The organism is Acinetobacter rudis, assembly GCF_000829675.1.
In the GTDB taxonomy this organism is placed as follows: Bacteria; Pseudomonadota; Gammaproteobacteria; order Pseudomonadales; family Moraxellaceae; genus Acinetobacter; species Acinetobacter rudis.
In genome coordinates this window covers 1-22,668 of record NZ_BBRX01000017.1, presented here as the reverse complement: position 1 = coordinate 22,668, position 22,668 = coordinate 1, and the positions used below count along the sequence as shown (strand labels likewise).

Below are 22,668 nucleotides of genomic sequence, written 5' to 3'. Positions count from 1 at the left end.
ATGGATCATTGTTGGAAAGTGTTACTTCATTGAGTTTATACACATGGGGTCGAATTGACGAAAGCTTTAAACATCGAGTCAACATGAGAGTTACAGACTTAGTTCAATTCTTGAGGATCGACATCTATGTTGACCTTACAATCATTGGGTTTAAGCTGAAGTAATTGCTGCCACCATGTTCGCACATAAAAATGCATTTGGGCACGTTGTGATGATAATAATACCATATGTGCTTGATAACGACCGGCTTTTCGCTCCATTGGTGCTGGAATTGGCCCCCAAATATCGATGCTCATTTGGCTCTGTTCGCGTAATAGTGTAGCCATTTTACAAAGAAATTGCTGGTTATGTGCCTGATCTTTAGATTCACAACGAATCAAAATAGTCGAGCGGTAAGGCGGCATTTGGCTAACTTTGCGGTCGTGTAAGGTTTGTTTGGCAAAGTGACGATAGTCTTCATGCAGCAAAGTTTGTAAAAGTGGATGTTCAGGACGATAGGTCTGCAAATAAACATCTCCTTTTTTCTCTCCACGACCCGAACGTCCAGCCACTTGAACAATCAATTGAGCAGTGCGTTCTGGAGCTCGAAAATCAACGCTGAGTAACCCAGCATCGATATCTAAGATGGCCACCAAAGTTACATAAGGAAAGTGATGTCCTTTCGCCAGCATCTGTGTACCCAACAAAATAGCGGTCTCATTTTTATGAATGGTATCTTGGATTTTCTGCCAACTGCCAACACGACTGGTCGAGTCACGATCCACTCGAATGACGGGGTATTGTGGAAATAGCGATTGAAGATGTTCTTCCACTTTGGCGGTTCCCATACCAATCGGTTTAAGACTCTCTTGTTGACATGCTGGACAGTGTTCCGGAAGGCTCTTAATTGTACCGCAGTGATGACAGTGCAAGTGTTGATAGGGCTGATAATGCAAGGTCATGTTGGCATCGCAGTTTGAGCAACTGGCCTGCCAACCACACTGCTCACAAAGTAATACAGGGGCATAACCACGTCGGTTGAGAAAGATCAGCACTTGCTCTTTCTTTTCGAGGCGATGTTTAATTTCAAGTATAAGCTGTTGGCTAATCCCGTGCTGCTTTTGTGTGACAGTTAAATCGATAACATGCATTTTAGGCAGTAGGGCGGTGCCTGCACGTTGGTTGAGTTCTAGACAGGTTAATTTGCCCTGTTCAACCAAATGATAACTATCAATACTTGGAGTCGCTGAGCCTAAAATGACAGGGCATTTACGCTGTGCTGCTCGATATAATGCGACATCACGTGCATGGTAGCGAAATCCTTCTTGTTGTTTAAATGATAAATCATGCTCTTCATCTAGAATAATCAAGCCCAAATTGGGCATCGCTGTATAGATAGCAGAACGAGTTCCTAGCACAATCGAGGCTTTTCCAGTTTGTGCTGCTTGCCAAGCTTGTAGACGTTTGTTGTCGTTGAGGCCTGAATGTAGCAGTGCGATATGACAATGAAAACGTGATTGAAAACGGCTAATCGTTTGTGGGGTTAGCCCAATTTCTGGAACTAAAACTAAGACTTGTTTGCCTTGTTTTAGTACTTGTTGCATGACTTGTAAGTAGACTTCAGTTTTACCACTACCCGTGAGGCCATCGAGTAAAAAGGCCTGATAACGCTGCTGTGCTTTTAAAATACTTTTGATAGCATGTGTTTGATCAGGGTTAGCACTTAGTGGCATTTGCGCCATTTGAACGGGTTCAGGACTAAAATCTTGTGTTTCTAGTTCACATTGGATAATGCCTTTATTACTTAGGGCTTTAAGGGTGGCATTATCAATGCCACTGAGGTTTAGTATGTGCTCAAGTGTACCTTGAGGGTGCAGCTTTAAGATTTTATAAGCGTCTCTTTGTTTTTCAGAACGTTTAAGTTTCGCTTCAGCCTCTAAATCCAATACCTTCCATACACGAGCCAGTAAGTTGTATGGTTTACCTTGGCGTAGTAAAGCAGGTAAGGCGGTTTGTATGACTTCTCCGATAGGAAATTGGTAATAATTTGCTGACCATGTCAATAAAGTTAAAACTTCCGCTGGTAGTATGGCCTCTTGGTCAAGCAGTTCGCTAATGGCCTTGAGTTTGAAACGGGGATCGATGGGGTGATCAGGAGCAAGTTTTTCTACGATAACACCAACCAAATTTTGGCGGCCAAAAGATATGGCAACACGTGCGCCAACCTGTGCCTGCTGGTATTGTTCCGGGCTGAGACGATAATCAAAACAGTCAAAAATATGGACAGGAACCGCAACACGAACACGGTAAACATGGGGCTGGGTATGGGCAATATTTGGCATATAAAATTATGGGCGACTCAGTGTGAAAAAGTATCGTGAATAGGATTGGCTTATGTTAGAGTACCAAACGGTAACTTGCTTGAATATGAACAAACTTCAGCGCGGGATGCAACTCCTTAAACAAAAATATTTGGCAACTAGAGCAACATAATGCCGACGTATCAATTTACAGCACTCGATTCTGCTGGTAAGCAACAAAAAGGTCTGCTTGAAGGTGATTCAGCCAGACAGATTAGACAACAGTTACGTGATAAGAGTTGGATTCCACTCAGTGTGGAGGCTGTCGAGCAAAAAGATAAAAATCAGAAATCTTCGTTTTTTCAAAAAAAATTCAGTGCATATGATTTGGCGCTTTTAACTCGGCAACTTTCTGTTCTCGTCGCTGCAGCAATCCCACTTGAAGAAGCTTTAAGGGCGGTTGCTAAACAGAGTGAAAAACAACACGTACAAAACTTGATTTCCTCGGTGCGCAGTAAGGTCTTAGAAGGACATACCTTGGCTCAGGGTTTACAACAATCTGGACGTTTTCCAGAATTGTATATCGCGACGATTGCGGCAGGTGAACGTTCAGGACATTTGGACCTAATTTTAGATCAGCTGTCGGACTATACGGAAAACCGTTTTGCGATGCAGAAAAAAATTCAGGGCGCGATGATTTATCCTTTGATTTTAATGCTGATGTCTTTTGCGATCATTATGGGGCTGATGACCTTCGTCGTGCCCGATATCGTTAAAACCTTTGATCAGAGTAAACAAGCGTTGCCTTGGATCACTGTCGCGATGATGAAATCAAGTGATTTTATTCGTCAAGCTTGGCCATTTTTGATTGTTGGGATTCTCTTTGTTTTTACTTTATTCATGCGATTTTTAAAAACCACAGCAGGTCATTATACTTTCGATCGTTTTCTGCTCAAGTTGCCATTATTTGGTAAATTATCTCGTGGTATAAACTCAGCGCGTTTTGCAAGTACCTTGTCTATTTTGACGCAGTCCGGTGTTCCTTTAGTTGATGCATTAAAGATCGGTGCTGCGGTAAGTAACAATTGGGTGGTGCGCGATGCGATCAATGCCGCAGCAGAAAAAGTCATCGAAGGAGGTAACCTTGCAACTCAACTTGAGCGTAGTGGTTATTTCCCTCCAATGATGGTACAAATGATCAAAAGTGGAGAAGCTTCAGGTGAATTAGACCGTATGCTTTCACGTGCATCGGAGATGCAAGATCGTGAAGTTACGACCTTTATTTCGACTTTGTTGGCGTTGCTTGAACCTTTGATGTTGGTCATTATGGCGGGCATCGTTTTGGTGATAGTCATCGCCGTTATGCTACCCATTGTAAATATGAATAATATGATTTAAGTTGATTAATTAGCTTAAACCTTTGTGTAACGTGTGATGTTCTATTTTTAAAATGTAAAATCAAGAGAGTAAGTCGATGCGACCAAAGCTTAATCCAAAAAAACAATCCGGTTTTACCCTCATCGAAGTCATGGTGGTGATTGTGATTTTAGGTGTGCTGGCGGTGTTAATTGTACCCAATGTGATGGGGCGCGGTGAAAAAGCCAAAGTTGATGCAACCAAAATTAGTCTAAAAGGTGTTGCCAGTGCGTTAGATCAATACAAAATGGATAATAACCATTATCCAACTGAGCAGGAAGGTGGGCTTGAAGCTCTAATTAAAAAACCTGATACAGCAAAAAATTGGGTACCTGGCGGTTATGTTAAAGGTGGTTATCCGAAAGATAGCTGGGAAAATGATTTACAGTATTCACAACCTGGTACAGATGGCCGTCCATATGACTTATATTCATTCGGTGCAGATGGTAAAGCGGGTGGTGAAGAGAACAATGCGGATATCTATTATCAGCCTTAAGCGCTTTGTCTAAAAGAGATATTGCAGACAAATTTAAGATGGCACTTTGTTGTTTATTACTTCGAAAAAGTGATCAATAACAAGGTGTTTTTTAATGGGAAAATTAAAGTAAAAAATAGAATATAACCCATTAATATTACTTGAGATTTATATTGATAATAATTCGCATATGTGATGGTTACAAGAAAGTTACTTCATGAAGATAAATAGGCTTTTCATTTAATTTAAAGCTCGCATAATAAGTCAAGTTTTAGCTTAATTAGGTGGAGGGGGTCATGAAGGCATTATTTTGGTCAGATGAAATTAATCAAACACATTGGACAATGCTTAAATCTGCTCTGCTTATTTTGAGTTTATTGCCAGTGAGTCATGTGTTATTGCAACTTTGGCAAGGGACGGAAGGAGCAAGCCAAATCGTTGTTGGGTTTGTTGCTGTGACTTTACTGAGTAGCTTAACAATTTTAGGCTTTATTTCAGCATTATTGGTTACGGTCTTACAGCTTAAGCACAGCGAAATTTTCTCGGTGATTGAGCAACGCATCGTACAAATTTATCGTTATTTCCCAATGCTTTTGCTTACGGCGATGCTCTCTTATTTATCATTTGATTTTGCTTCACTTCTATTTTAAAAAATATGTCGGTTTGGACGAGTATAAAGTCCAAACCATGTAATCTGGGTGATTAGATTTAGCTTATACTCAAGGGCGATATATTGAGCAGGAAGCAATAATGCAACAGATTGAATGGGATGATTTTATCAAAGTTGAAATGCGTGTAGGTCAGATTATAAAAGCCGAAGTATTCGAAAAAGCCCGTCGTCCCGCATATATTTTACATGTCGATTTTGGTGAGGAGATTGGAGTGAAAAAGTCTAGTGCTCAGATTACTCAGCTCTACCAACCTGAAACGCTGATTGGGAAAAAAGTGGTTGCTGTGATTAATTTCCCGAAGAAACAAATAGGGCCGATCCAGTCTGAATGCTTGGTCACAGGTTTTCATAACGAACAAGGTCATGTTGCACTCTGCGTTCCTGACCAAGATGTACCTTTAGGTACGAAGTTGCTTTAAGTCGAAGCCTACTTCGGTTGAGTCATAAAGCACAGTAAAAAGCCTGTTTATCATCAGATAAACAGGCTTTTTTTACAAACCGAACTTAATTAACGTCGTGATTTAAAGGAGACATCAATCTGACGAGGTCGATAGAACCAACCTAAGAGCAGTAGTAGGCCTGAGAAAATCAAAATTGGCCAATCACTAAGACGTGAATACCAAGTATGTCCTTGCATGGCAGGTAGATCACCTCGAAGAACTGTAGCCACATCTTGAGGTGCTTGTTTGACAATATGACCCTTGTGATCAATAAATGCCGTTACCCCTGTATTGGTTGCACGAATAAACCAGCGACCATTTTCTTTGGCACGCATTTGAACCATCTGTAGATGCTGCCAAGGTCCTGCTGTACCGGTAAACCAAGCATCATTTGATACTGTCACTAAAAAGTCGCTATTTTGAGCGTTTCGGCGGGTAAGATTCGGATAAGCAACTTCATAACAAATTGCCGCAGCAAGAGGATGTTGTTTAATCATGAGCGCAGATTGTTGTTCAGGCCCTCGACTAAAGCTACTCATGCTTGGATCATTTTGCAGCGCAGGTAACACCCAACTGAGCAGTCCATGGAGAGGAATGTACTCACCAAATGGGACTAAGCGTTGTTTTTTGTATAGCCCCTGACTCTGAGAGCCTGAAGCCATTATGCTGTTATAAAACATTGGGTTATTATTCTGAATGCTTTGATTTACATCAAAATATGGAATCCCTGTTACCCAAGCTGTACCTGTGCGTTTTGCCTGTAATTCCATGTTAAGCAAAAAAGGCTGAATATCAGTTTGAAACATAGGAATTGATGATTCTGGCCAAACGATCAGGTCACGTCCCCATTCACTTTTACTCAGGTTCTCATAGATGATGAGTGTCTTATCTTGATACTCGGTCAGCCATTTGAGATCTTGTGGAATATTGCCTTGAATTAATGACACACTTAAAGGCTTTTCAGCTTTCTCACTAACAAATTCAAGTTGTGCAGCACCCCAAGCACCGAGCAAGAGGATTACACTTGGAATACTCCAGAACCAGCGTCCACGAATGATCTCAACCAAAGCACAGGCCAATAAGATCACCACAAAGGAAACAGAGAACACTCCAAATAATGGGGCATACGCATCTAACCAGCGTTCAGTGAACGCATAGCCAGCAAATAGCCAAGGGAAACCTGTAAACACCCAAGTTTTTGCCCATTCAAAAAACACCCAAAGTGGTGCAAAGGTCAATGGTGTTTCTGGGAAAAAGCGTCGATAGAGCCAAGTTTGCAAAGCGCTAAATAAACCCATGGCCAAGGCCATGAGAAAAATCATCAGTACACTGAGCGCTGCATGGGTATCACCGTAAACATGGATTGAGGTGTATAACCAAAAAGCCCCGACGAACCAAAGACCAAGACCATAAGCCCAACCAATGAAAAATGCGTGTTTCGCACTACGCTGTCTTAGACAGGCATAAAGTAAGGCCGGCGATAGTATGGCTAACCACCACCAATAAAAGGGTGCCAGTGCTAAACTAAATAATGCACCTGCACCTAGCGAGATCAAAAGAGGATAAATCAGCGGTAATGCTTTGTCAGTTTGTTCAAGATTGAGTAAGCGGTCAAAGTGATTTCTCATTGACGTACAGCTCGAATCAAATGAATGCTACGTGAATCTGCTTCAATAATGGTAAATGACCAGTTTTCAAGTTCAATCACTTGTCCTTGTAAATCGCTAACCAATTCAATTTCTTGAAGCAATAAGCCCCCAACAGTTTCAACTTCGTCATCGGAGAAATTTGCATCTAAGATAGAGTTAAAATGCTCGATTGGGGTCAGTGCTTGTACGATCCAACTATTGGCATGTGTGGCACTGTGATCAGGCACGATAAACTGTGCTTCAACATCAATTTTATCGTGCTCATCTTCAATTTCACCGACAATTTCCTCAAGGATATCTTCAAGCGTTACCAAGCCAGAAGTCGTGCCATATTCATCAATGACGACTGCAATATGGGTTTGAGTATTTTTGAGCATGCGCATGACCTGATCTGAGCGTGCACTTTCAGGGACATAGAGCGGTTGACGCATCAAGCTATGAATATCAAGCTGTTGATTACGATCTTTTAAAAACGGTAAAAGATCTTTTGCAAGCAACATCCCCACCACGTTGTCAGGCTGATCTGCTGAAAACACTGGGAAGCGAGAGTGAGCTGATTCGATTAAGACGTCTAAAATATCGAGAAGTTTATCATCCTCTTGAAGACTGACCATAGCTGTGCGGGGTGTCATGACCTCACGGATTTTGGTTGCTGGTAAGTCCAATACGCCTTCAAGCATGGCGACGGTATCGGGTTCCAGAAAACGACGTGAATCTTGTACTAACTTGAGTAGCTCGTCGCGAGTTTCCGGTTCTGTTTTTAACCATTTTCGTAAACCGCGCATGCCCCACGACGGGCTTGATTCCTCTTGCATGATCTTTCCTAAAGATACTTAATTTGATAAAGCTGTTTTTTAATCATACCGTAGAAAATATAGATGTCTAGAATTAACGATGGGCGATGGCGTAATTCTAGGGGAGCTGGTGTAGCTCTTGTACAAAGCTTAGGGGCTAAAGTGGAGAATATGTTAATATATGCCATATTTTTTTATTGAGTATTGGCATGTCTGCTATGGATCCGACCCCTCATATTCAACTCAACACACGTGGTTTGCGTTGTCCTGAACCAGTTATGATGTTGCATCAAGCGATTCGTAAATCTAAGTCAGGCGATGTGGTTGAAGTCTTTGCAACAGATAATTCAACATCATGGGATATTCCTAAATTTTGTACCCATTTAGGTCATGAATTGCTCTTACAAGAAGAGCTGTTTGATGAAACAGGGAATAAAGAGTTCCACTACTTAATTAAAAAAGGCTAATGGGCTGCATTTGTTAAACATCTGATCAATGATCATCAATTAGAAATAGTTGAGTGCTCAGTCAGAGATGAATTAGCCCTTTGCGTATATGTTTAAAAGATCTAAACATGATGCAACGGTTTTCTTAAAAACTTAATATCGTCTCATGAGTGAGACAGACTGTATTGATGCACTGTCTTTTTGCTTTTGGTCATTTTGATAAGATTCCATACAGTTTATTTTTACTCTGTTGGGATATCATCATGAAAGTTTTACATATTGATTCAAGCATAATGGGCAAGGCCTCTGTATCACGTCAGCTCAGTCAGGCGATAGTTGATCAATTAAAAACTCAGCATGAGGCTTTGACTGTGACTTATTTAGATCTTGTAGAGCAAGATATACCGCATTTAACTGCGGATATCCTGATGGGTAAAAACGAAGAACAAACCCAGCTAGGTCTACAACTCGTACAACAGTATTTAGATGCAGATATCGTGGTTATTGGTGCTGCAATGTATAACTTTGGTTTATCGTCTGCACTTAAAGCATGGATTGATCGTATTGCTGTTGCAGGTAAAACGTTTAAATATACTGAAAGTGGTTCAGTGGGTTTGGCTGGAAATAAAAAAGCTTATATTGCCAGCAGCCGTGGTGGTATCTATGGCGATAATCATCCCGCAGATTTTCAAGAAACAATGTTAAAAACAGTATTTAACTTTACTGGAGTTACAGACATTGAGGTTGTTCGTGCGGAAGGTGTAAATATGGGTGCAGAATTAAAAGAGAAAGCCATTGCAGAAGCTTTGACTAAAGTAACGACGCTTTAATCGTAACTAGATCACTCCCTCATTTTTGATGACCCATGAAAAAATCCCCGTATTCTGTACGGGGATTTTTCATTTTAATTACATGTTTGGATAGTTTGGACCACCGCCACCTTCAGGGCAGACCCAAGTGATATTTTGACTCGGATCTTTGATGTCACAGGTCTTACAGTGAACACAGTTCGCTGCGTTAATTTGGAAACGCTTCGAACCATCCTCATTTTCCATGATTTCATAAACACCAGCAGGGCAATAGCGCTGAGCAGGCTCATCCCATTTTGGTAAGTTGACATCAACTGGAATACTGGCATCGGTTAATTTCAAATGCGCAGGCTGGTTTTCTTCATGAACTGTATTTGAAATAAACACTGAAGACAGACGGTCAAATGTAAGTTTGCCATCTGGTTTTGGATAGTTAGGTTTAACGTTCGCAGTATCAACAGTTTTCAATACACCGTAGTCTGTTGCAAGATCACGTAAGGTAAATGGAACTCTAAATACGTTTTGGTCAATAAAGTTAAACGCACCACCAATCCATAGACCGAATTTATGCATTGCAGGGCCAAAGTTACGTGAGTTGTATAACTCTTCTTTGAGCCAGCTGTTATTGAACTTATCGGTATAAGCCGTTAACTCTTTTGCAAAGAAGTCTTCGCCTTCTGTAACACGTGCATAAGCAAGGTCACCACCTTTTTCTACACCTGCTTGAATCGCTTCAAAAACAGCTTCAGCACAGAGCATGCCTGACTTCATTGCAGTATGAGAGCCTTTGATTTTAGCAAAGTTTAAGAAACCTGCATCATCACCAATTAAGCAACCACCTGGGAAAGTCAATTTAGGTAGGGCATTTAAGCCTCCCTTGACTACAGCACGCGCACCATAAGAAATACGTTTACCACCTTCTAAATACTGTTTGATCAGTGGGTGTGTCTTCCAGCGTTGCATTTCCATAAATGGATACATATGTGGATTTTGATATGATAAATCAACGATCATCCCTAGGGTAACTTGGTTGTTTTCAGCATGGTAAAGCCACCAACCCCCTGTAGAGCCTGTTTCAGTCAATGGCCAACCTGTGCCATGCATTGCTAAACCAGCTTTGTGTTTGGCTGGATCAATTTCCCATAGTTCTTTAATCCCAATCCCGTAGTGCTGTGGATCAGCATCTTTGTCGAGATTAAATTGAGAAATTAGGCGCTTACCGAGATGGCCACGACAGCCTTCTGCAAATAGGGTGTATTTGGCATGTAATTCATAACCTGGGGTAAAGTTATGTGTTGGTTCACCATCTTTACCAATACCCATATCACCAGTTTGAATGCCTTTTACTGTACCATCTTCATGATACAAAATTTCAGAAGCAGCAAAGCCTGGGAAAATAGATACTTCAAGCTCTTCAGCTTTTTGGCCTAACCAGCGAACAACGTTACCTAAAGAAATAACATAGTTGCCATCATTGTGCATGGTTTTTGGCACCATCCAATGTGGCGCTTCTTTAGATGAGGTATCCGACAGTAAGAAGAAAGTTTTATCTTCTGTTACAGGTACATTGATTGGCGCACCTAATTCTTTCCAGTCTGGAAACAATTCATTTAAGGCACGTGGTTCAAGTAAAGCACCTGATAGAATGTGTGCACCAACTTCGGAGCCTTTTTCTACGACGCATACAGATAAATCTGCAAGATTGTTTTCAATTGCTAATTGACGAATTTTAATCGCAGCAGATAGACCTGCAGGGCCTGCGCCGACGATAACGACGTCAAACTCCATCGATTCGCGTTCGATGTGCTCCATGTCGGACTCCTCATATGGATAAGGGTGGCAACCGTGTCAACAACAACGGTGCTGCCATGAGTATGCTTTTAGTTAGGAACGAGTTATCGTACCATTGCTTTTGTTTGGGCTAGTATAGTTTTAATCCACTCATCCGCCAATTGGCTGAGTCATTATTTTTTGACGTCAGCTAGGCATAACTTATGGTAAAACATAAATATTCACCAAATGAGGCGAACCAAATGCCAGACACTGATGATAAAAACTTAATGCGTATTGCACAAGACCTTAAAGTTGAACAGTTAGGTCACAAAAGGTCAATACCCCCTTTACAAGACTGGCAGCCAAAGCATTGCGGCAAAATGGATTTGATCATTAAATCCAATGGCGAATGGTGGCACGAAGGTCAATTGATTCGTAGACAAGCACTTTTAGACCTGTTTAGTTCAGTGCTTTGGAAAGAGCAAGGACAGTACTATTTAAAGACACCGGTTGAGAAAATTGAAATCACGGTTGAAGATGTACCGTTATTAATCACAGAAGCAGATCAAATTGAGCTCAATGGGAAAAGCTATATTCAGCTTAAAACTGGTCATGGTGATGTGGTGATTGTGGATCAAGAGCACCCGATAGAGATGCGTGAATATTTAGGCGAATTACGTCCTTATGTACATATTCGCTTTGGGCTCGACGCTTTGATTCAGCGTGCAGCTTTTTATCATCTCATCAATATGGGGGAGATGAGTGAAAATGCGCAAGGTCAGACCATTTTATCTTTAAGAAGTGGTGATTTGCACTTGCATTTACACAGCTGAGGTTTAAGCTTGAGAACAGTTTTACTGCACACTATTGATCGATATCATGATTGCTCTTAATCCCATGCCAATAGACCATGAACCAATGCCTGCAGCCCTTGCAGATGCACCGATTGGTATTTTTGATTCTGGGGTCGGTGGACTGTCGGTTTTACATGATATTGCACGTCACTTACCCCAAGAGCGCTTCTTATATTTTGCTGATACCGCACACGTACCTTATGGCCCCCGTGATGCAGATGATATTCGTCAGTTGACTGCGCGGGCGATAGAGTGGTTATATCGACAAGGATGTAAAATTGCGGTGGTGGCATGTAATAGTGCTTCAGCTTTTAGTCTTGATTATTTACGTGATTATTATGGTGAGCGTTTTCCAATCATAGGCTTAGTACCTGCGCTTAAACCTGCCGTATTACAAAGCAAAACCAAGAAAGTGGCTGTGTTGGCAACACCTGCAACTTTTCGCGGTAAATTAATCAAAGACGTGGTCGCAGGTTTCGCAGAGCCTGCACAGGTTGAAGTCTTAGCCTTTACATGTCTTGATCTGGTTCCTTATGTTGAAGCTGATCAGGCCAATAGCCCACAATGTCGTGAAACCTTACGTCAATTGCTTGATCCCGCTGTGGCACAGGGGATTGATTATTTGGTGTTAGGATGTACGCATTATCCTTTTTTAAAACAGAGTCTTGATCTGTTATATGGTGATCGTTTGACCTTGATTGATTCAGGTCTTGCTGTAGCACGTCAGACGTCTCGGATCTTGATTAAACATGGTTTACTCGCACAAGTTGCGGATCCAACTCGAGTACGGATACAATGCGTTATCACAGGCCATAATGTTGAACATTTAAGCTCTGTATTAACACATTTAATTCCAACTGATTTAACGTGGTCGATTGAGCATGTCAATATTGCTACGGCCGATAATAGTGAATAACTCCGCAATCAACGATGCTATTTGATATTTAACAAAGAAAAGCGACATAACTTATTTTTATAAAATTCTGTAGACCGAAATGGTTGGATGAAGGCAAGTGAACATTGGAGTGGTCAATGCTGGACCGACGTTATCAAGTTTTTTTAATCACCTCAGGTAAAGACATGCAACCCGAACGCGAGGTTGTGATGCAAACTTTAATGGCCATGGGGTTTTTTATTTGGGGATTAGAGTCTAGATCTGCGCTGGGGAGGGCTTATTCACGTCGTCAAATTGAAGATTGTGATTATGTCTTACTGCTATTAGGTAGTCAGTATGGTGAGTTGTCTGCATCGGGTATTGGCTATATGCATCTTGAATATATTTATGCAGTGACCAAACAAAAACCAATTATTGTCTTTATGCATGGTTCACCGTCTGAACGTGCTGAAAAACTACAAGAACAGGATGCAGAGTTAAAAAAGAAATTTGATGATTTTCGTCATCAGCTGTTAAAAGAAGTTGACCATGTTATGTTGTATCACAACCTTAGAGACTTAGAGCAGTTTGCACGACGTTATATGCCAAAGTTGATTGAGCACCATCCAACGATTGGTTGGGTACGCCCACAGAGTCTACAAGTATTTCAGGACGAAATTGATCATTTGAAAATTAAGCTAGCTCAAGCGCGTATAGAGCAAGATCATGAACAATTAGATCCTTTTTTATCTTTGCCCATTGTCTCTATTGATGAGTTATTTAGTTTTGAATATCAAATGCATGCTTATCAAACCAACTATATCAAAGAGCTGGCTATGACCAAGCAGCTTACATGGGGAGCTTTGCTAAAGATTTTGTCTACGGTATTTAGACAAGCTCAGGCTGAAACGCTATTTTCAACAGTGATTAATGACTATCTTAAACACCAAGCATTGTTAGATGCTCAAGCAGAAATGCCACGTGTGCATACAGTGGCTCAGGTACAAATTCATTCAAGAGCACTTCGAAGTATTAAGCAACAAATGTATCGCAATGATTGGATTACACCCGTAGGGCGTGATGATCGACAACGTAAACTCTGGAAGATGACCAATAAAGGGTTATTATTGGTCAAAGACATATCTCATGCATAGGTTAAGGTAATAACAAAACCTAGAATTTTTGTAGGGAATTTGACAGTTTGTGCAGCTGACATTGATCAAGTATGCTTGAAGCACTGTGATGACCAGAAAGAAGAATGATGTCTGAGATTAAACCCAAAGTATTGTTGATTGTGGCCAATTTAGGCACACCTGATGCAGCTACCGTGCCCGCGGTACGACGCTTTTTAAAAGAGTTTTTATCGGACTCACGTGTAATTGAAATTCCGAAAGTATTATGGAAAATCATCCTACACTGTTTTATTTTGCCATTTCGTCCACGCCGTGTAGCAGAAGCTTATGCTCAGATTTGGTTAGATGACTCACCGATGCGCAAAATTTTAAATGCGCAAGTTGCGGCTTTGCAGACGCAGCTGATTGCAAAAAATTCTGATCTTGAACTCAATATTGTCGCTGCTATGAGTTATGGTCAACCAGGCATTCGACATGTTCTGGCTGACGCTGCTAAACAGAACTATGACCATATCGTCCTCTTGCCGTTATTTCCACAGTTTTCTGCGACTTCAACAGCACCACTGTATGATGCGCTTGCCGATTGGATTAAGACACAGCGTAATTTACCCGGCATTAGTGTTATCCGTGATTACTATCAGCATCCTGATTATATTGAGGCTTTGGCACAAAGTGTTCGTAAGTATCGCCAGCAGCATGGCGATGCAGACAAATTACTAATGTCGTTTCATGGTATACCACAGCCCTATGCAGACAAAGGTGATCCTTATGCGGATCGTTGTCGTATAACTGCAGCAAAGTTGGCAGCTGCACTTAATTTAGAACCAGAGCAGTGGGCGATTAGTTTTCAATCGCGTTTTGGTAAGCAAGAGTGGGTGAAACCTTACACCGATCAGTTATTACAACAGTGGGCTGAGCAAGGGGTAAATTCAGTACAAATTTTAAGTCCAGCATTTTCAGCAGATTGTTTGGAAACTTTAGAAGAATTAGCGCTACAAAATGCCGAATTGTTTTTGGCCTCTGGTGGCAAAAAATATGAATATATTCCAGCGCTTAACGAAGACCCAGCACATATTGAACTGCTTGCACATTTACTTCAAGGTCATCTCGATGCTATAAGATTGGGTTATTGTGTTTAGGTGTTGAACACAGCTTATTTTTGAGGCATTTATGTTACAAGTTAAAATCGTTCCGGTGACTGCGTTTGCTCAGAACTGTTCAATTCTGTGGGACTCAGAAAGCAAAGACGCCGTACTGATTGATGCTGGTGGTGAACCTGAAAAACTCTTACATGAAGTTGAAGAGTTAGGGTTAAACGTAAAAGCATTATGGTTGACTCATGGTCATCTTGATCATGCTGGCGCAGTGGGTGCTTTAGCTAAAGCGTGGCAAGTCCCTGTCGTTGGACCACACCATGCAGATCAATTTTGGCTGGACATGATTCAAGAAGTTTCTGCTCGTTACGGATTTCCGATTCCTGAAAATGTTGAAGTTTCACAGTGGTTACAAGGCGGTGAGATTTTAACCTTGGGAGAGGAGGAGTTTGAAGTTCGATTTGCGCCAGGTCATACACCAGGTCATGTAATGTTCTATAACAAAAACAATGATTTGTTATGGACAGGAGATGTATTATTTAAAGGTTCAATTGGCCGTACTGATTTTCCAAGAGGAAATCATCAACAATTGTTAGATTCTATTCGTCGAGAATGTTTTAGCCTGCCAGAACAAACCCGTTTTATTTCAGGCCATGGTCCAATGAGTACCATTGGTGAGGAAAAACGCACCAATCCTTTTGTTGCAAGTCAAGCAGGCTAAGCGACTTCGTCTTGTTGGCCAGTTAATCAGTAGGGGTCTTGATCTGCCTGTGGTGCATCTTCTGTAGGTAGCTTGTAGTCCTCACTGGCCCAAGCGCCTAGGTCGATCAGTTTGCAACGATCTGAACAAAAAGGTCGAAATTCATTATCTTTCCAAGTCGAAGCTTGCCCACAACGCGGGCAGGGAAAAGTGCGTGACATAACAACTCCAAAGTCATGAAGCAATAGGAAAGTCTAAACAGAATTGTTAGACTTAGCGTGATTTTTATAAGTTTGATCTGATTATGCCGATTCGTCAATTTCAAGCGCAGCGTATCCATGCCCCGCGTGAGTTTAAAGCCATTCCTGAGCAGGCCCTCTGTGTTGAAATTGGGGCAGGTAAGGGTAAACATGCTTTACTGTTTAGCCAAGCCAATCCTTCACAACATTTAGTCGCAATTGAGCGCACACGTGAAAAGTTTTTGGCGATGAAAAAGCAACATGAGTTGAACCCATGTGATAACCTAAATCCAGTCCATGCCGATGCAATTGCTTGGATGGTACATGCTTTATATCCCGCTCAAGTACAACAGCTTTTTATTTTATATCCAAATCCAGAACCGCATAATCCAGCTCAGCGCTGGTTAAATATGCCATTTTTTGAATTTTTATTATCTCGTATGGCACCAAATGCCAGTATTACGCTTGCCAGTAATATTCCCGAATATATCAGTGAAGCTCAGCAACAGTTAGATACTGTATGGCAATTGCCTTATCGTTTAGAAAAAATAGCAACTGATTCTGCACGTACGCATTTTGAAGTGAAGTATCTAGCACGCGATGAGCTTTGCCAACAATTGGTGGTGACTAAACCAGAAGGTTATCAAACACGTTTTGATGACTTTATGCCATTACAGGGAAAAGTTACACAGCCGAATGAAGCGACTACAACTGCATGATAAAGAAACGCATTGCTATCGTTGGTGCTGGCCCTGCTGGGTTAATGGCAGCAGAGTTTTTGAGTCAGTTTGATTACGATGTGCATGTTTATGAGCATAAGCCTTCAGCTGCACGTAAGTTCTTAATGGCGGGTAAAACTGGACTAAATATATCGCATGCTGAAGAACTTTCTCAGTTTATTCAGCGTTATGACCAAGCAACATGGCTTGCTGATTGGATCTATCAGTGCGATGCAAGTTGGATCCGTCAGTGGATGCAAGGCTTAGGCATCGAAAGCTATGTGGGAAGCTCTGGACGAATTTTTCCTTTGGAAATGAAAGCTGCACCATTGCTCCGTGCTTGGTTAAGACGTTTAGGTGAACAGGGTATACAGTTTCATTATCGGCATCGTGTTGCACATCTAGATGGACAATGTTTAACGATTCAAGATCTCAAAGCACAACAGCAGCATGTGATAAATTTTGATGCCATTGTACTCGCTTGTGGTGCAGTGTCTTGGCCGCAATTGGGCAGTGATGGTGCTTGGCAGCAATGGTTAGGGGCTGATGCGTTAAATACTTTTCAAGCCAGTAACGCAGGGGTGTGTTGTTCTTGGTCTAGCTATATGCAAACACTATTTGGACAGCCACTAAAACGTGTTAATGCCTGGGTTAATCCATCTGAAAAGAGTATTGGTGATATCGTTATTAGTCATTATGGACTAGAAAGTGGTTTGATTTATAAACACAATCGGGCACTACGTCAGCAATTTGCTGTAACAGGGCAGATGAATCTTTACTTAGACTTATTGCCAGAATTGACTGAGGCTGAGCTGAAACAAAAGTTACAAGCGCAAGGTAAACAATCGACAGCAAATCTATGGCGTAAAATAGGTCTAGATTCAGTCAAAGCGGGTTTAGTGCGAGAGCTGGTTCCAAAACAGGATTGGGCCAATCCAACAGTATTGGCTCAGCAAATTAAACAGCTCAAAATTGATTTAGAAAGTTTTAGACCAATTGAGGAAGCAATTAGCTGTGCCGGAGGTGTAAAACAAAGTGCATTGACCGACGGTTTAGAACTCAAACAACATGATCGGGTATTTTGCTGTGGTGAAATGTTGGACTGGGATGCACCAACAGGGGGGTATTTGCTTACAGCCTGTTTTGCAACGGGACGTGCTGCAGCGCACGCAGTGCATCGTTGCCTAGAGGATTAAACTTGCTAAAACTGCTGTGCAGCTGGATGTGCTTATGCTAGTTTTAAGCTCTTTATCAGAATAGAGAATCCGCATGTCAGCAGATCAAATATATACAGGAAGTTGTTTGTGTGGTGGGATTCGCTATGAGATTCATGGCGAAATCGGTCCAGTTTTACTCTGTCATTGTCAGCGCTGCCGTAAAGCCAATGGTACTGCTTATGCCAGTAATGCACCGATCAAAGTAAGTGATTTTCGTATTACGCAAGGTGAACATCTTCTTAAAAAATATTCATCGACAGAGACGACAACACGTTGTTTTTGTAGTGAATGTGCTGCTCCTATTATCAGTATTAAAACAGACACTCCAGATCTTTATCGCCTACGGATTGGTACCTTAGATACACCACTTCAGCAGAAACCCACACAGCATATTTTTGTGGGTTCTAAAGCAGAGTGGGAAACGATCTGTGATGACTTACCGCAATATGACACACGGCCTTGAGTTTGAGCTGAGTAAGCCTTAATGCTTGTGAGTTAAGCTTTGGTTGATCCAATATCAGTATGATTGAGATGCTAAAATCGTCCGAATCACGACGTTATTTGTTCATTGAGAAGTTTAACTAACACTGTTATCAGCGTATCCAAAAGAGATGTGTAAATATCTCTTTCCTATAACAGGGGAGATATTCAGTTACTTGTGTGATTTCAGCAATTAATTTTGTGTTTTTTTCTATAAAAGCAAAATAATTACCAGTACTTAATACTTAATCATCTGCTGGCAAAGGCCAAACGATATTATGATGAAACTGTTTATACCAGTATTGTCTTATATATTCATTATCTGCTCGTTCAAAATGATAAACGAATAAAGCTAATTCTTTATTTAACTCTAAATCATACTTCTGTTGGGCTGAAGCTAAGTACCCTTGTATTTCATATAACTCATCAAATAAAGGAATAGCTTGTTCATATGTTATTTGTTTAATTTGCAGAATGAGTACTTTGATGCGGTTTTCATAAGTAAAGACTATTCTAGAAAGATCAATGCAAGTATCTCGATAAACAATCAGTCTTTGTTCAAACTCGTTCCATGTATAAATCATGTTTTCATTTATCCTATTCGTGTTGGGAAGGCACTGAGGCGAGATTAAACTTATAGCCGAAGTGATTAAGAAAAACTTTAGTACCGTTCAATGCGTAATCCATGCAGTCGTGGTGGAGACCGTTATTTTGTGAAAAACCCTCATGTACTAATACAACGAGAAACTGCTTGATGCTATTAATTTTATTTAGGCTTAATCTAGCATTCACATGTTCTATTTTAATACCAAAATAAGGGGCTAGTGGGAGTGGATGGATCGCACTCAAAATACCATGTCTGCTGACACTCAGAGCAAATATAGTAAAAATACCATACTCAAATTGCATATAGGTTTTTTCACATGGGCTATCTTCAAGGGTGTGGCTCGGAAATTTATCTTTCATTTTATTATCATAGTCGACAATGTTTGAAAAATAATTAGGGCATATAAAGAATTCATTAGCTGTTAGGTATCCCCACATTTTACTTTTACTCTTTTAAATGTTTATATCAGAAATGAAATGTATGAAGAGTTGATTTTAAATGAAACCAAGACTAAATAAAGAGAACTATGAATCAAGTTGTTAACTTCTTCATTATTAGACTTATCCGTCAATCAATTTACTATTCTACATTACAAAAGCATAAGCGAATTTTTCCAGTTGTTCATGGGTGATTTTACAAAGTTTAAAGAGATTAAAATCGCTAAAATAAGAGCGTTTAATTTTCACCGCTAAAAAGGTCTCTGATGAAAAAAAATCTGTTTGCGTGTTTAGTACTATCTACAGCATTAACTCAAGTTGCTTGCTCTACACTGCAAACAACCGCTGATCCTTCTACGCAAGCATCTACTGCGCAGCAGTCAATCAAAAGCTATTTTGATGAAGTGCAGACGAAGGGCGTCATCGTCATTAAACAAGATGGACAACTGCAAACTTATGGTAATGATTTAAGCCGAGCCAATACTGAGTATGTTCCCGCTTCTACATTTAAAATCCTTAATGCTTTAATTGGATTAGAAAACCATAAAGTTACGCTAAATGAGGTTTTTAAATGGGATGGTCAAAAGCGCTCTTTTCCAACTTGGGAGAAGGATATGAACTTGGCTGAAGCAATGAAACTTTCAGCGGTACCTGTTTATCAGGAGCTGGCAAGACGTATTGGTGTGGACTTAATGGCACAAGAAGTAAAACGCCTTAACTTTGGTAATGCGCAAATCGGTACGCAAGTAGACAACTTTTGGTTGGTTGGCCCTTTGAAAGTTACACCAGTACAAGAGGTAGAGTTTGTTGAGCAACTTGCTCATAAGCAGTTGCCATTTAAGCCTGAAGTACAAGAGACAGTACAGCAGATGATTTTATTGCAGGAAGTTAAAGGCAATAAAATTTATGCAAAAAGTGGTTGGGGCATGGACCTAGATCCACAAGTCGGCTGGCTAACAGGCTGGGTAGAACAGCCTAACGGTAAAAAAGTCGCTTTTTCATTAAATATGGAAATGAAACCAAAGATGTCTGGTTCAATTCGTAATGAAATCACTCTAAAAGCACTTGAAAATCTAGGAGTTATTTAGATAACTAACTGAATTAGTTAATGTATTAGAGATGAAGGTGTAAAATCTCCCATTAGGCGTTGTACTCATCACTTTGAGCAAAAGGTGGTTAGGGTGATTTTACACATAATATTAAAAAAACAATCGTTTGGATTGTTTATTTTGCTTGTAAAGCTGTGCCTTCAAACTGGATACCACCCCAACCATTTTGCATAAATTGACGAATATTTTGATGGTCAGTACCTTCAGGAGTTGCCAATACTGATTGATAATGTTCAGCAAATAGGCTTAAAGTTTGTTCAGCATCAAGATTTTCGAGTTGAGCAAAGCTAAATACTTTGGCACTACCTTGATTTTCAGTCGCAGCATTGTGCTGTAGACCATTTTTAAATGCTGTAGGGCAATGTTCATAGCGTGCATCAATAAAAGCCAATACATCACTAAATTTGGCTTGGCCCTGTTGCAGTTGTTCAAGTAATTGCAAAGACATAGATTTATTCCTTGTGGTTGACTTAGGCATCATAACTAAAAAGTTGAAGAGGGCGAAGTGTTTTACCGAGTAGCGCAGCAATACTTGAGCTTTGCCAATGTATTGAATTGGAATAGGTCTTTATTTTGTGGATAACTTAAGAGTTATCCGCATAGACTGGTCGTTATTCGATATTCTACTCAAACAATTTATCAACAAATTTGGAGAAAGAATTCAATGAATTGGGTACTGGTCGCTTGTGGTGGAGCAGTGGGTGCGATGAGCCGCTATGCGTTGGGACTTTATATAAGTCAGCCACAACAGGTATTTCCATGGGCAACGTGGTGGACCAACGTGCTGGGGTGTTTTTGTGCAGGGTTATTCTTTGCTTTGAGCCAACGTTTTCCTATTTTACAGCAAGAAGCACGTTTATTATTGATGGTCGGCGTTTTAGGTGGATTCACCACTTTTTCAAGCTTTGGTTTAGAAACATTCTTATTGCTTAAACAAGGTCAGTGGTTTGTAGCGCTGAGTTATGCCGTGAGTAGCTTAGTCATCGGCGTGATCGCTTTAGCGGTAGGCTATGCTTTGTTGCACACTGTATTGCGTATGGGTGCTTAGGCATAGCTTAGCGATGTTTTAATCTTTAGGCAGTAAGGATTCAAAGAGCTCGCTGAGATCATCATGGACTTTAAGATGGATCAGATTCCAGTAATGGCCAGAGATGGTGCGATTCACCATGAGTGTATCTGGTGAAGGTTTAAATACATCCCAATATTTAAGTGATTGTTTCATCAAGCGCATACCATCATGGTGTGACGAGTTCTCAGCAAAGTCATAGTATGAGACGAGTGGGCGTAGGAATATTTCTATCCAAGCGAGGTAGAGTTCTTCTGGAAATTGCCCTTTTTCAGCCAATGCATCGAGTGCAACAAGATGTGTTTCAATGGTTTTAATATCACCGCATCGTCCTGCTTGAATGAGCGCAGTAAAATGTTGTAGTAGTTCAGATGAAAGTGTTTTAACTCCACCAAAATCATAAATCACAACACTGCCATCTTGACGAAAAGCAAAGTTCCCTGGGTGTGGATCACAGTGAAAACGCTTTAAAAAGAAAATTTGTTGTCCTAATGCTTGGATTAAACGCTGTCCAAGTTCATTACGCAGACTTTGTTCCCACGTACTTGCAGTTTCTATACTCTCACCGAGCTCTAAACTTAAAGTGAGTACACGGCGGCTAGAGTATTCTTCATAAACATGGGGAATGATAATTTTACTGTCCAAGGCCTCATGAAAGGTCTTAAAGACTTTGAGGTTTTGTGCCTCAATTTCATAGTTGAGTTCTTCGTGCAGACTGTCTTGAATTTCTTCAAATAGACGATCTTGCAGTTTTTTATCAATTTTCAGTACACCCATTAAACGCAGTGCTAAGCGAACTTGCTTAAGGTCACTTTCACAAGCTTCGTCTACCCCAGGGTATTGGACTTTAACCACAACTGCATCACCGTTGGGGAGGGTGGCACGATGTACTTGACCAATAGATGCTGCGGCAAAGGGTTGTTCATCAAAATGACTAAATATCTGTTCAATAGGACGAGCAAATTCTTTTTCTACTTGTTGTTTGATTTGTTCAAAGGGCATTGCAGGAGCTTGACGTTGTAATTTTGCAATGGCTTTAGCAACTTCTGGTGGGAAAATGTCTTTATACTGTGATGCAATCTGTCCGACCTTCATCACCGCACCTTTCATTTCTCCCAGCGTATCCGCAATCTGTAGACCAATTGTTTGAAATAGCTCGCTGCGTGATTGATTTTTTTTCTCTTCATCAGCAGTAAGATTACGAATGGAATTACTTACGGTTTTGGTTGCAATACTGGCAGTCATACTCGCCAGTTTCATAAAGCGTCGACCTGCACTTGCACTATTTTTTGCCATTCGTTTTTAAATCCCCAAACTTACCTCAAGTCTCAACTGATCATAGGTGACAAATAGTCAACTGCCTAGTTTTAATTGTTAATGAGTTGTAA

Annotated in this window: 25 protein-coding genes; 16 read left to right on the top strand and 9 right to left on the bottom strand. The window is 40.7% G+C overall.

What is annotated here, in order from left to right; genetic code table 11:
* Positions 1–98 precede the first annotated feature (98 nt).
* Positions 99–2,321, bottom strand: coding sequence for a primosomal protein N' (locus Aru01_RS02715; protein ID WP_016657675.1), 2,223 nt, complete (start codon positions 2,319–2,321; stop codon positions 99–101).
* A 150-nt stretch (positions 2,322–2,471) separates the two neighbouring features.
* Between Aru01_RS02715 and gspF the strand changes: the two genes are divergently transcribed.
* From gspF to Aru01_RS02695, 4 genes are all read left to right on the top strand, one after another.
* Complete coding sequence (gspF, locus tag Aru01_RS02710; RefSeq protein ID WP_016657674.1) at positions 2,472–3,677, top strand: type II secretion system inner membrane protein GspF; 1,206 nt, start codon at positions 2,472–2,474, stop codon at positions 3,675–3,677.
* A 76-nt stretch (positions 3,678–3,753) separates the two neighbouring features.
* Positions 3,754–4,191 (top strand): type II secretion system major pseudopilin GspG, encoded by a 438-nt coding sequence (gene gspG, locus Aru01_RS02705; RefSeq protein ID WP_016657673.1) that lies wholly within the window; start codon positions 3,754–3,756, stop codon positions 4,189–4,191.
* 275 nt (positions 4,192–4,466) lie between these two features.
* Positions 4,467–4,820 carry a hypothetical protein gene (locus Aru01_RS02700; RefSeq protein WP_016657672.1) on the top strand — a complete coding sequence of 118 codons (354 nt, stop codon included), beginning with the start codon at positions 4,467–4,469 and terminating at the stop codon, positions 4,818–4,820.
* Positions 4,821–4,920: 100 nt separating this feature from the next.
* Positions 4,921–5,259, top strand: a complete 339-nt coding sequence (locus Aru01_RS02695) for a tRNA-binding protein (RefSeq protein WP_016657671.1) — start codon at positions 4,921–4,923, stop codon at positions 5,257–5,259.
* Positions 5,260–5,348: 89 nt separating this feature from the next.
* On the opposite strand, the gene lnt is transcribed toward Aru01_RS02695, so the two are convergent.
* Complete coding sequence (lnt, locus tag Aru01_RS02690; protein ID WP_016657670.1) at positions 5,349–6,908, bottom strand: apolipoprotein N-acyltransferase; 1,560 nt, start codon at positions 6,906–6,908, stop codon at positions 5,349–5,351.
* Positions 6,905–7,744, bottom strand: a complete 840-nt coding sequence (locus tag Aru01_RS02685; protein WP_016657669.1) for a CorC family transporter — start codon at positions 7,742–7,744, stop codon at positions 6,905–6,907. Before Aru01_RS02685 ends, lnt begins: the two co-directional genes overlap by 4 nt.
* 188 nt (positions 7,745–7,932) lie before the next feature.
* Between Aru01_RS02685 and tusA the strand changes: the two genes are divergently transcribed.
* Together tusA and Aru01_RS02675 are read left to right on the top strand one after the other, a co-directional pair.
* On the top strand, positions 7,933–8,190 hold the full coding sequence (tusA, locus tag Aru01_RS02680; RefSeq protein ID WP_016657668.1) for a sulfurtransferase TusA: 258 nt from the start codon (positions 7,933–7,935) through the stop codon (positions 8,188–8,190).
* A 242-nt stretch (positions 8,191–8,432) separates the two neighbouring features.
* Positions 8,433–8,999, top strand: coding sequence for an FMN-dependent NADH-azoreductase (locus Aru01_RS02675; RefSeq protein ID WP_016657667.1), 567 nt, complete (start codon positions 8,433–8,435; stop codon positions 8,997–8,999).
* 78 nt (positions 9,000–9,077) lie between these two features.
* On the opposite strand, the gene Aru01_RS02670 is transcribed toward Aru01_RS02675, so the two are convergent.
* Positions 9,078–10,790 carry an electron transfer flavoprotein-ubiquinone oxidoreductase gene (locus tag Aru01_RS02670; protein WP_016657666.1) on the bottom strand — a complete coding sequence of 571 codons (1,713 nt, stop codon included), beginning with the start codon at positions 10,788–10,790 and terminating at the stop codon, positions 9,078–9,080.
* Positions 10,791–10,972: 182 nt separating this feature from the next.
* Here Aru01_RS02670 and Aru01_RS02665 point away from each other — a divergent pair, with 182 nt between their 5' ends.
* The 5 genes from Aru01_RS02665 to Aru01_RS02645 all read left to right on the top strand — a co-directional run bounded on the left by Aru01_RS02665 (position 10,973) and on the right by Aru01_RS02645 (position 15,427).
* Positions 10,973–11,584, top strand: coding sequence for a DUF1285 domain-containing protein (locus Aru01_RS02665; RefSeq protein ID WP_040331419.1), 612 nt, complete (start codon positions 10,973–10,975; stop codon positions 11,582–11,584).
* 46 nt (positions 11,585–11,630) lie between these two features.
* On the top strand, positions 11,631–12,521 hold the full coding sequence (murI, locus tag Aru01_RS02660; RefSeq protein WP_016657664.1) for a glutamate racemase: 891 nt from the start codon (positions 11,631–11,633) through the stop codon (positions 12,519–12,521).
* A gap of 116 nt (positions 12,522–12,637) precedes the next feature.
* Complete coding sequence (locus Aru01_RS02655) at positions 12,638–13,633, top strand: DUF4062 domain-containing protein (RefSeq protein WP_016657663.1); 996 nt, start codon at positions 12,638–12,640, stop codon at positions 13,631–13,633.
* Between the two features lie 107 nt (positions 13,634–13,740).
* On the top strand, positions 13,741–14,751 hold the full coding sequence (gene hemH, locus Aru01_RS02650; protein ID WP_016657662.1) for a ferrochelatase: 1,011 nt from the start codon (positions 13,741–13,743) through the stop codon (positions 14,749–14,751).
* Between the two features lie 31 nt (positions 14,752–14,782).
* A complete protein-coding gene (locus tag Aru01_RS02645; protein WP_016657661.1) occupies positions 14,783–15,427 on the top strand; it encodes an MBL fold metallo-hydrolase in 645 nt (214 codons plus the stop codon).
* A 26-nt stretch (positions 15,428–15,453) separates the two neighbouring features.
* On the opposite strand, the gene Aru01_RS02640 is transcribed toward Aru01_RS02645, so the two are convergent.
* Positions 15,454–15,627 carry a DNA gyrase inhibitor YacG gene (locus Aru01_RS02640; protein WP_016657660.1) on the bottom strand — a complete coding sequence of 58 codons (174 nt, stop codon included), beginning with the start codon at positions 15,625–15,627 and terminating at the stop codon, positions 15,454–15,456.
* 77 nt (positions 15,628–15,704) lie between these two features.
* On the opposite strand from Aru01_RS02640, the gene Aru01_RS02635 reads away from it, so the two are divergent.
* From Aru01_RS02635 to Aru01_RS02625, 3 genes are all read left to right on the top strand, one after another.
* Complete coding sequence (locus Aru01_RS02635; RefSeq protein ID WP_155758001.1) at positions 15,705–16,364, top strand: class I SAM-dependent methyltransferase; 660 nt, start codon at positions 15,705–15,707, stop codon at positions 16,362–16,364.
* Positions 16,361–17,560, top strand: a complete 1,200-nt coding sequence (locus Aru01_RS02630; RefSeq protein ID WP_016657658.1) for a TIGR03862 family flavoprotein — start codon at positions 16,361–16,363, stop codon at positions 17,558–17,560. The genes Aru01_RS02635 and Aru01_RS02630 overlap by 4 nt, the downstream gene beginning before the upstream one ends.
* A gap of 73 nt (positions 17,561–17,633) precedes the next feature.
* Positions 17,634–18,044, top strand: coding sequence for a GFA family protein (locus tag Aru01_RS02625; protein ID WP_016657657.1), 411 nt, complete (start codon positions 17,634–17,636; stop codon positions 18,042–18,044).
* Positions 18,045–18,306: 262 nt separating this feature from the next.
* On the opposite strand, the gene Aru01_RS02620 is transcribed toward Aru01_RS02625, so the two are convergent.
* Positions 18,307–18,645: a CdiI-like immunity protein gene (locus Aru01_RS02620; RefSeq protein WP_016657656.1), complete on the bottom strand. Its 339-nt coding sequence runs from the start codon at positions 18,643–18,645 to the stop codon at positions 18,307–18,309.
* Between the two features lie 13 nt (positions 18,646–18,658).
* Positions 18,659–19,027 (bottom strand): hypothetical protein, encoded by a 369-nt coding sequence (locus tag Aru01_RS02615; protein WP_228128759.1) that lies wholly within the window; start codon positions 19,025–19,027, stop codon positions 18,659–18,661.
* A gap of 344 nt (positions 19,028–19,371) precedes the next feature.
* On the opposite strand from Aru01_RS02615, the gene Aru01_RS02610 reads away from it, so the two are divergent.
* Positions 19,372–20,193, top strand: a complete 822-nt coding sequence (locus Aru01_RS02610) for a carbapenem-hydrolyzing class D beta-lactamase OXA-665 (RefSeq protein WP_016657654.1) — start codon at positions 19,372–19,374, stop codon at positions 20,191–20,193.
* 136 nt (positions 20,194–20,329) lie between these two features.
* Here Aru01_RS02610 and Aru01_RS02605 read toward each other — a convergent pair whose 3' ends face one another.
* Complete coding sequence (locus Aru01_RS02605) at positions 20,330–20,662, bottom strand: HopJ type III effector protein (protein WP_016657653.1); 333 nt, start codon at positions 20,660–20,662, stop codon at positions 20,330–20,332.
* Positions 20,663–20,878: 216 nt separating this feature from the next.
* On the opposite strand from Aru01_RS02605, the gene crcB reads away from it, so the two are divergent.
* Positions 20,879–21,262: a fluoride efflux transporter CrcB gene (gene crcB, locus Aru01_RS02600; RefSeq protein WP_016657652.1), complete on the top strand. Its 384-nt coding sequence runs from the start codon at positions 20,879–20,881 to the stop codon at positions 21,260–21,262.
* Positions 21,263–21,280: 18 nt separating this feature from the next.
* Here crcB and Aru01_RS02595 read toward each other — a convergent pair whose 3' ends face one another.
* Complete coding sequence (locus tag Aru01_RS02595) at positions 21,281–22,576, bottom strand: ABC1 kinase family protein (protein ID WP_016657651.1); 1,296 nt, start codon at positions 22,574–22,576, stop codon at positions 21,281–21,283.
* Positions 22,577–22,668: the final 92 nt, after the last annotated feature.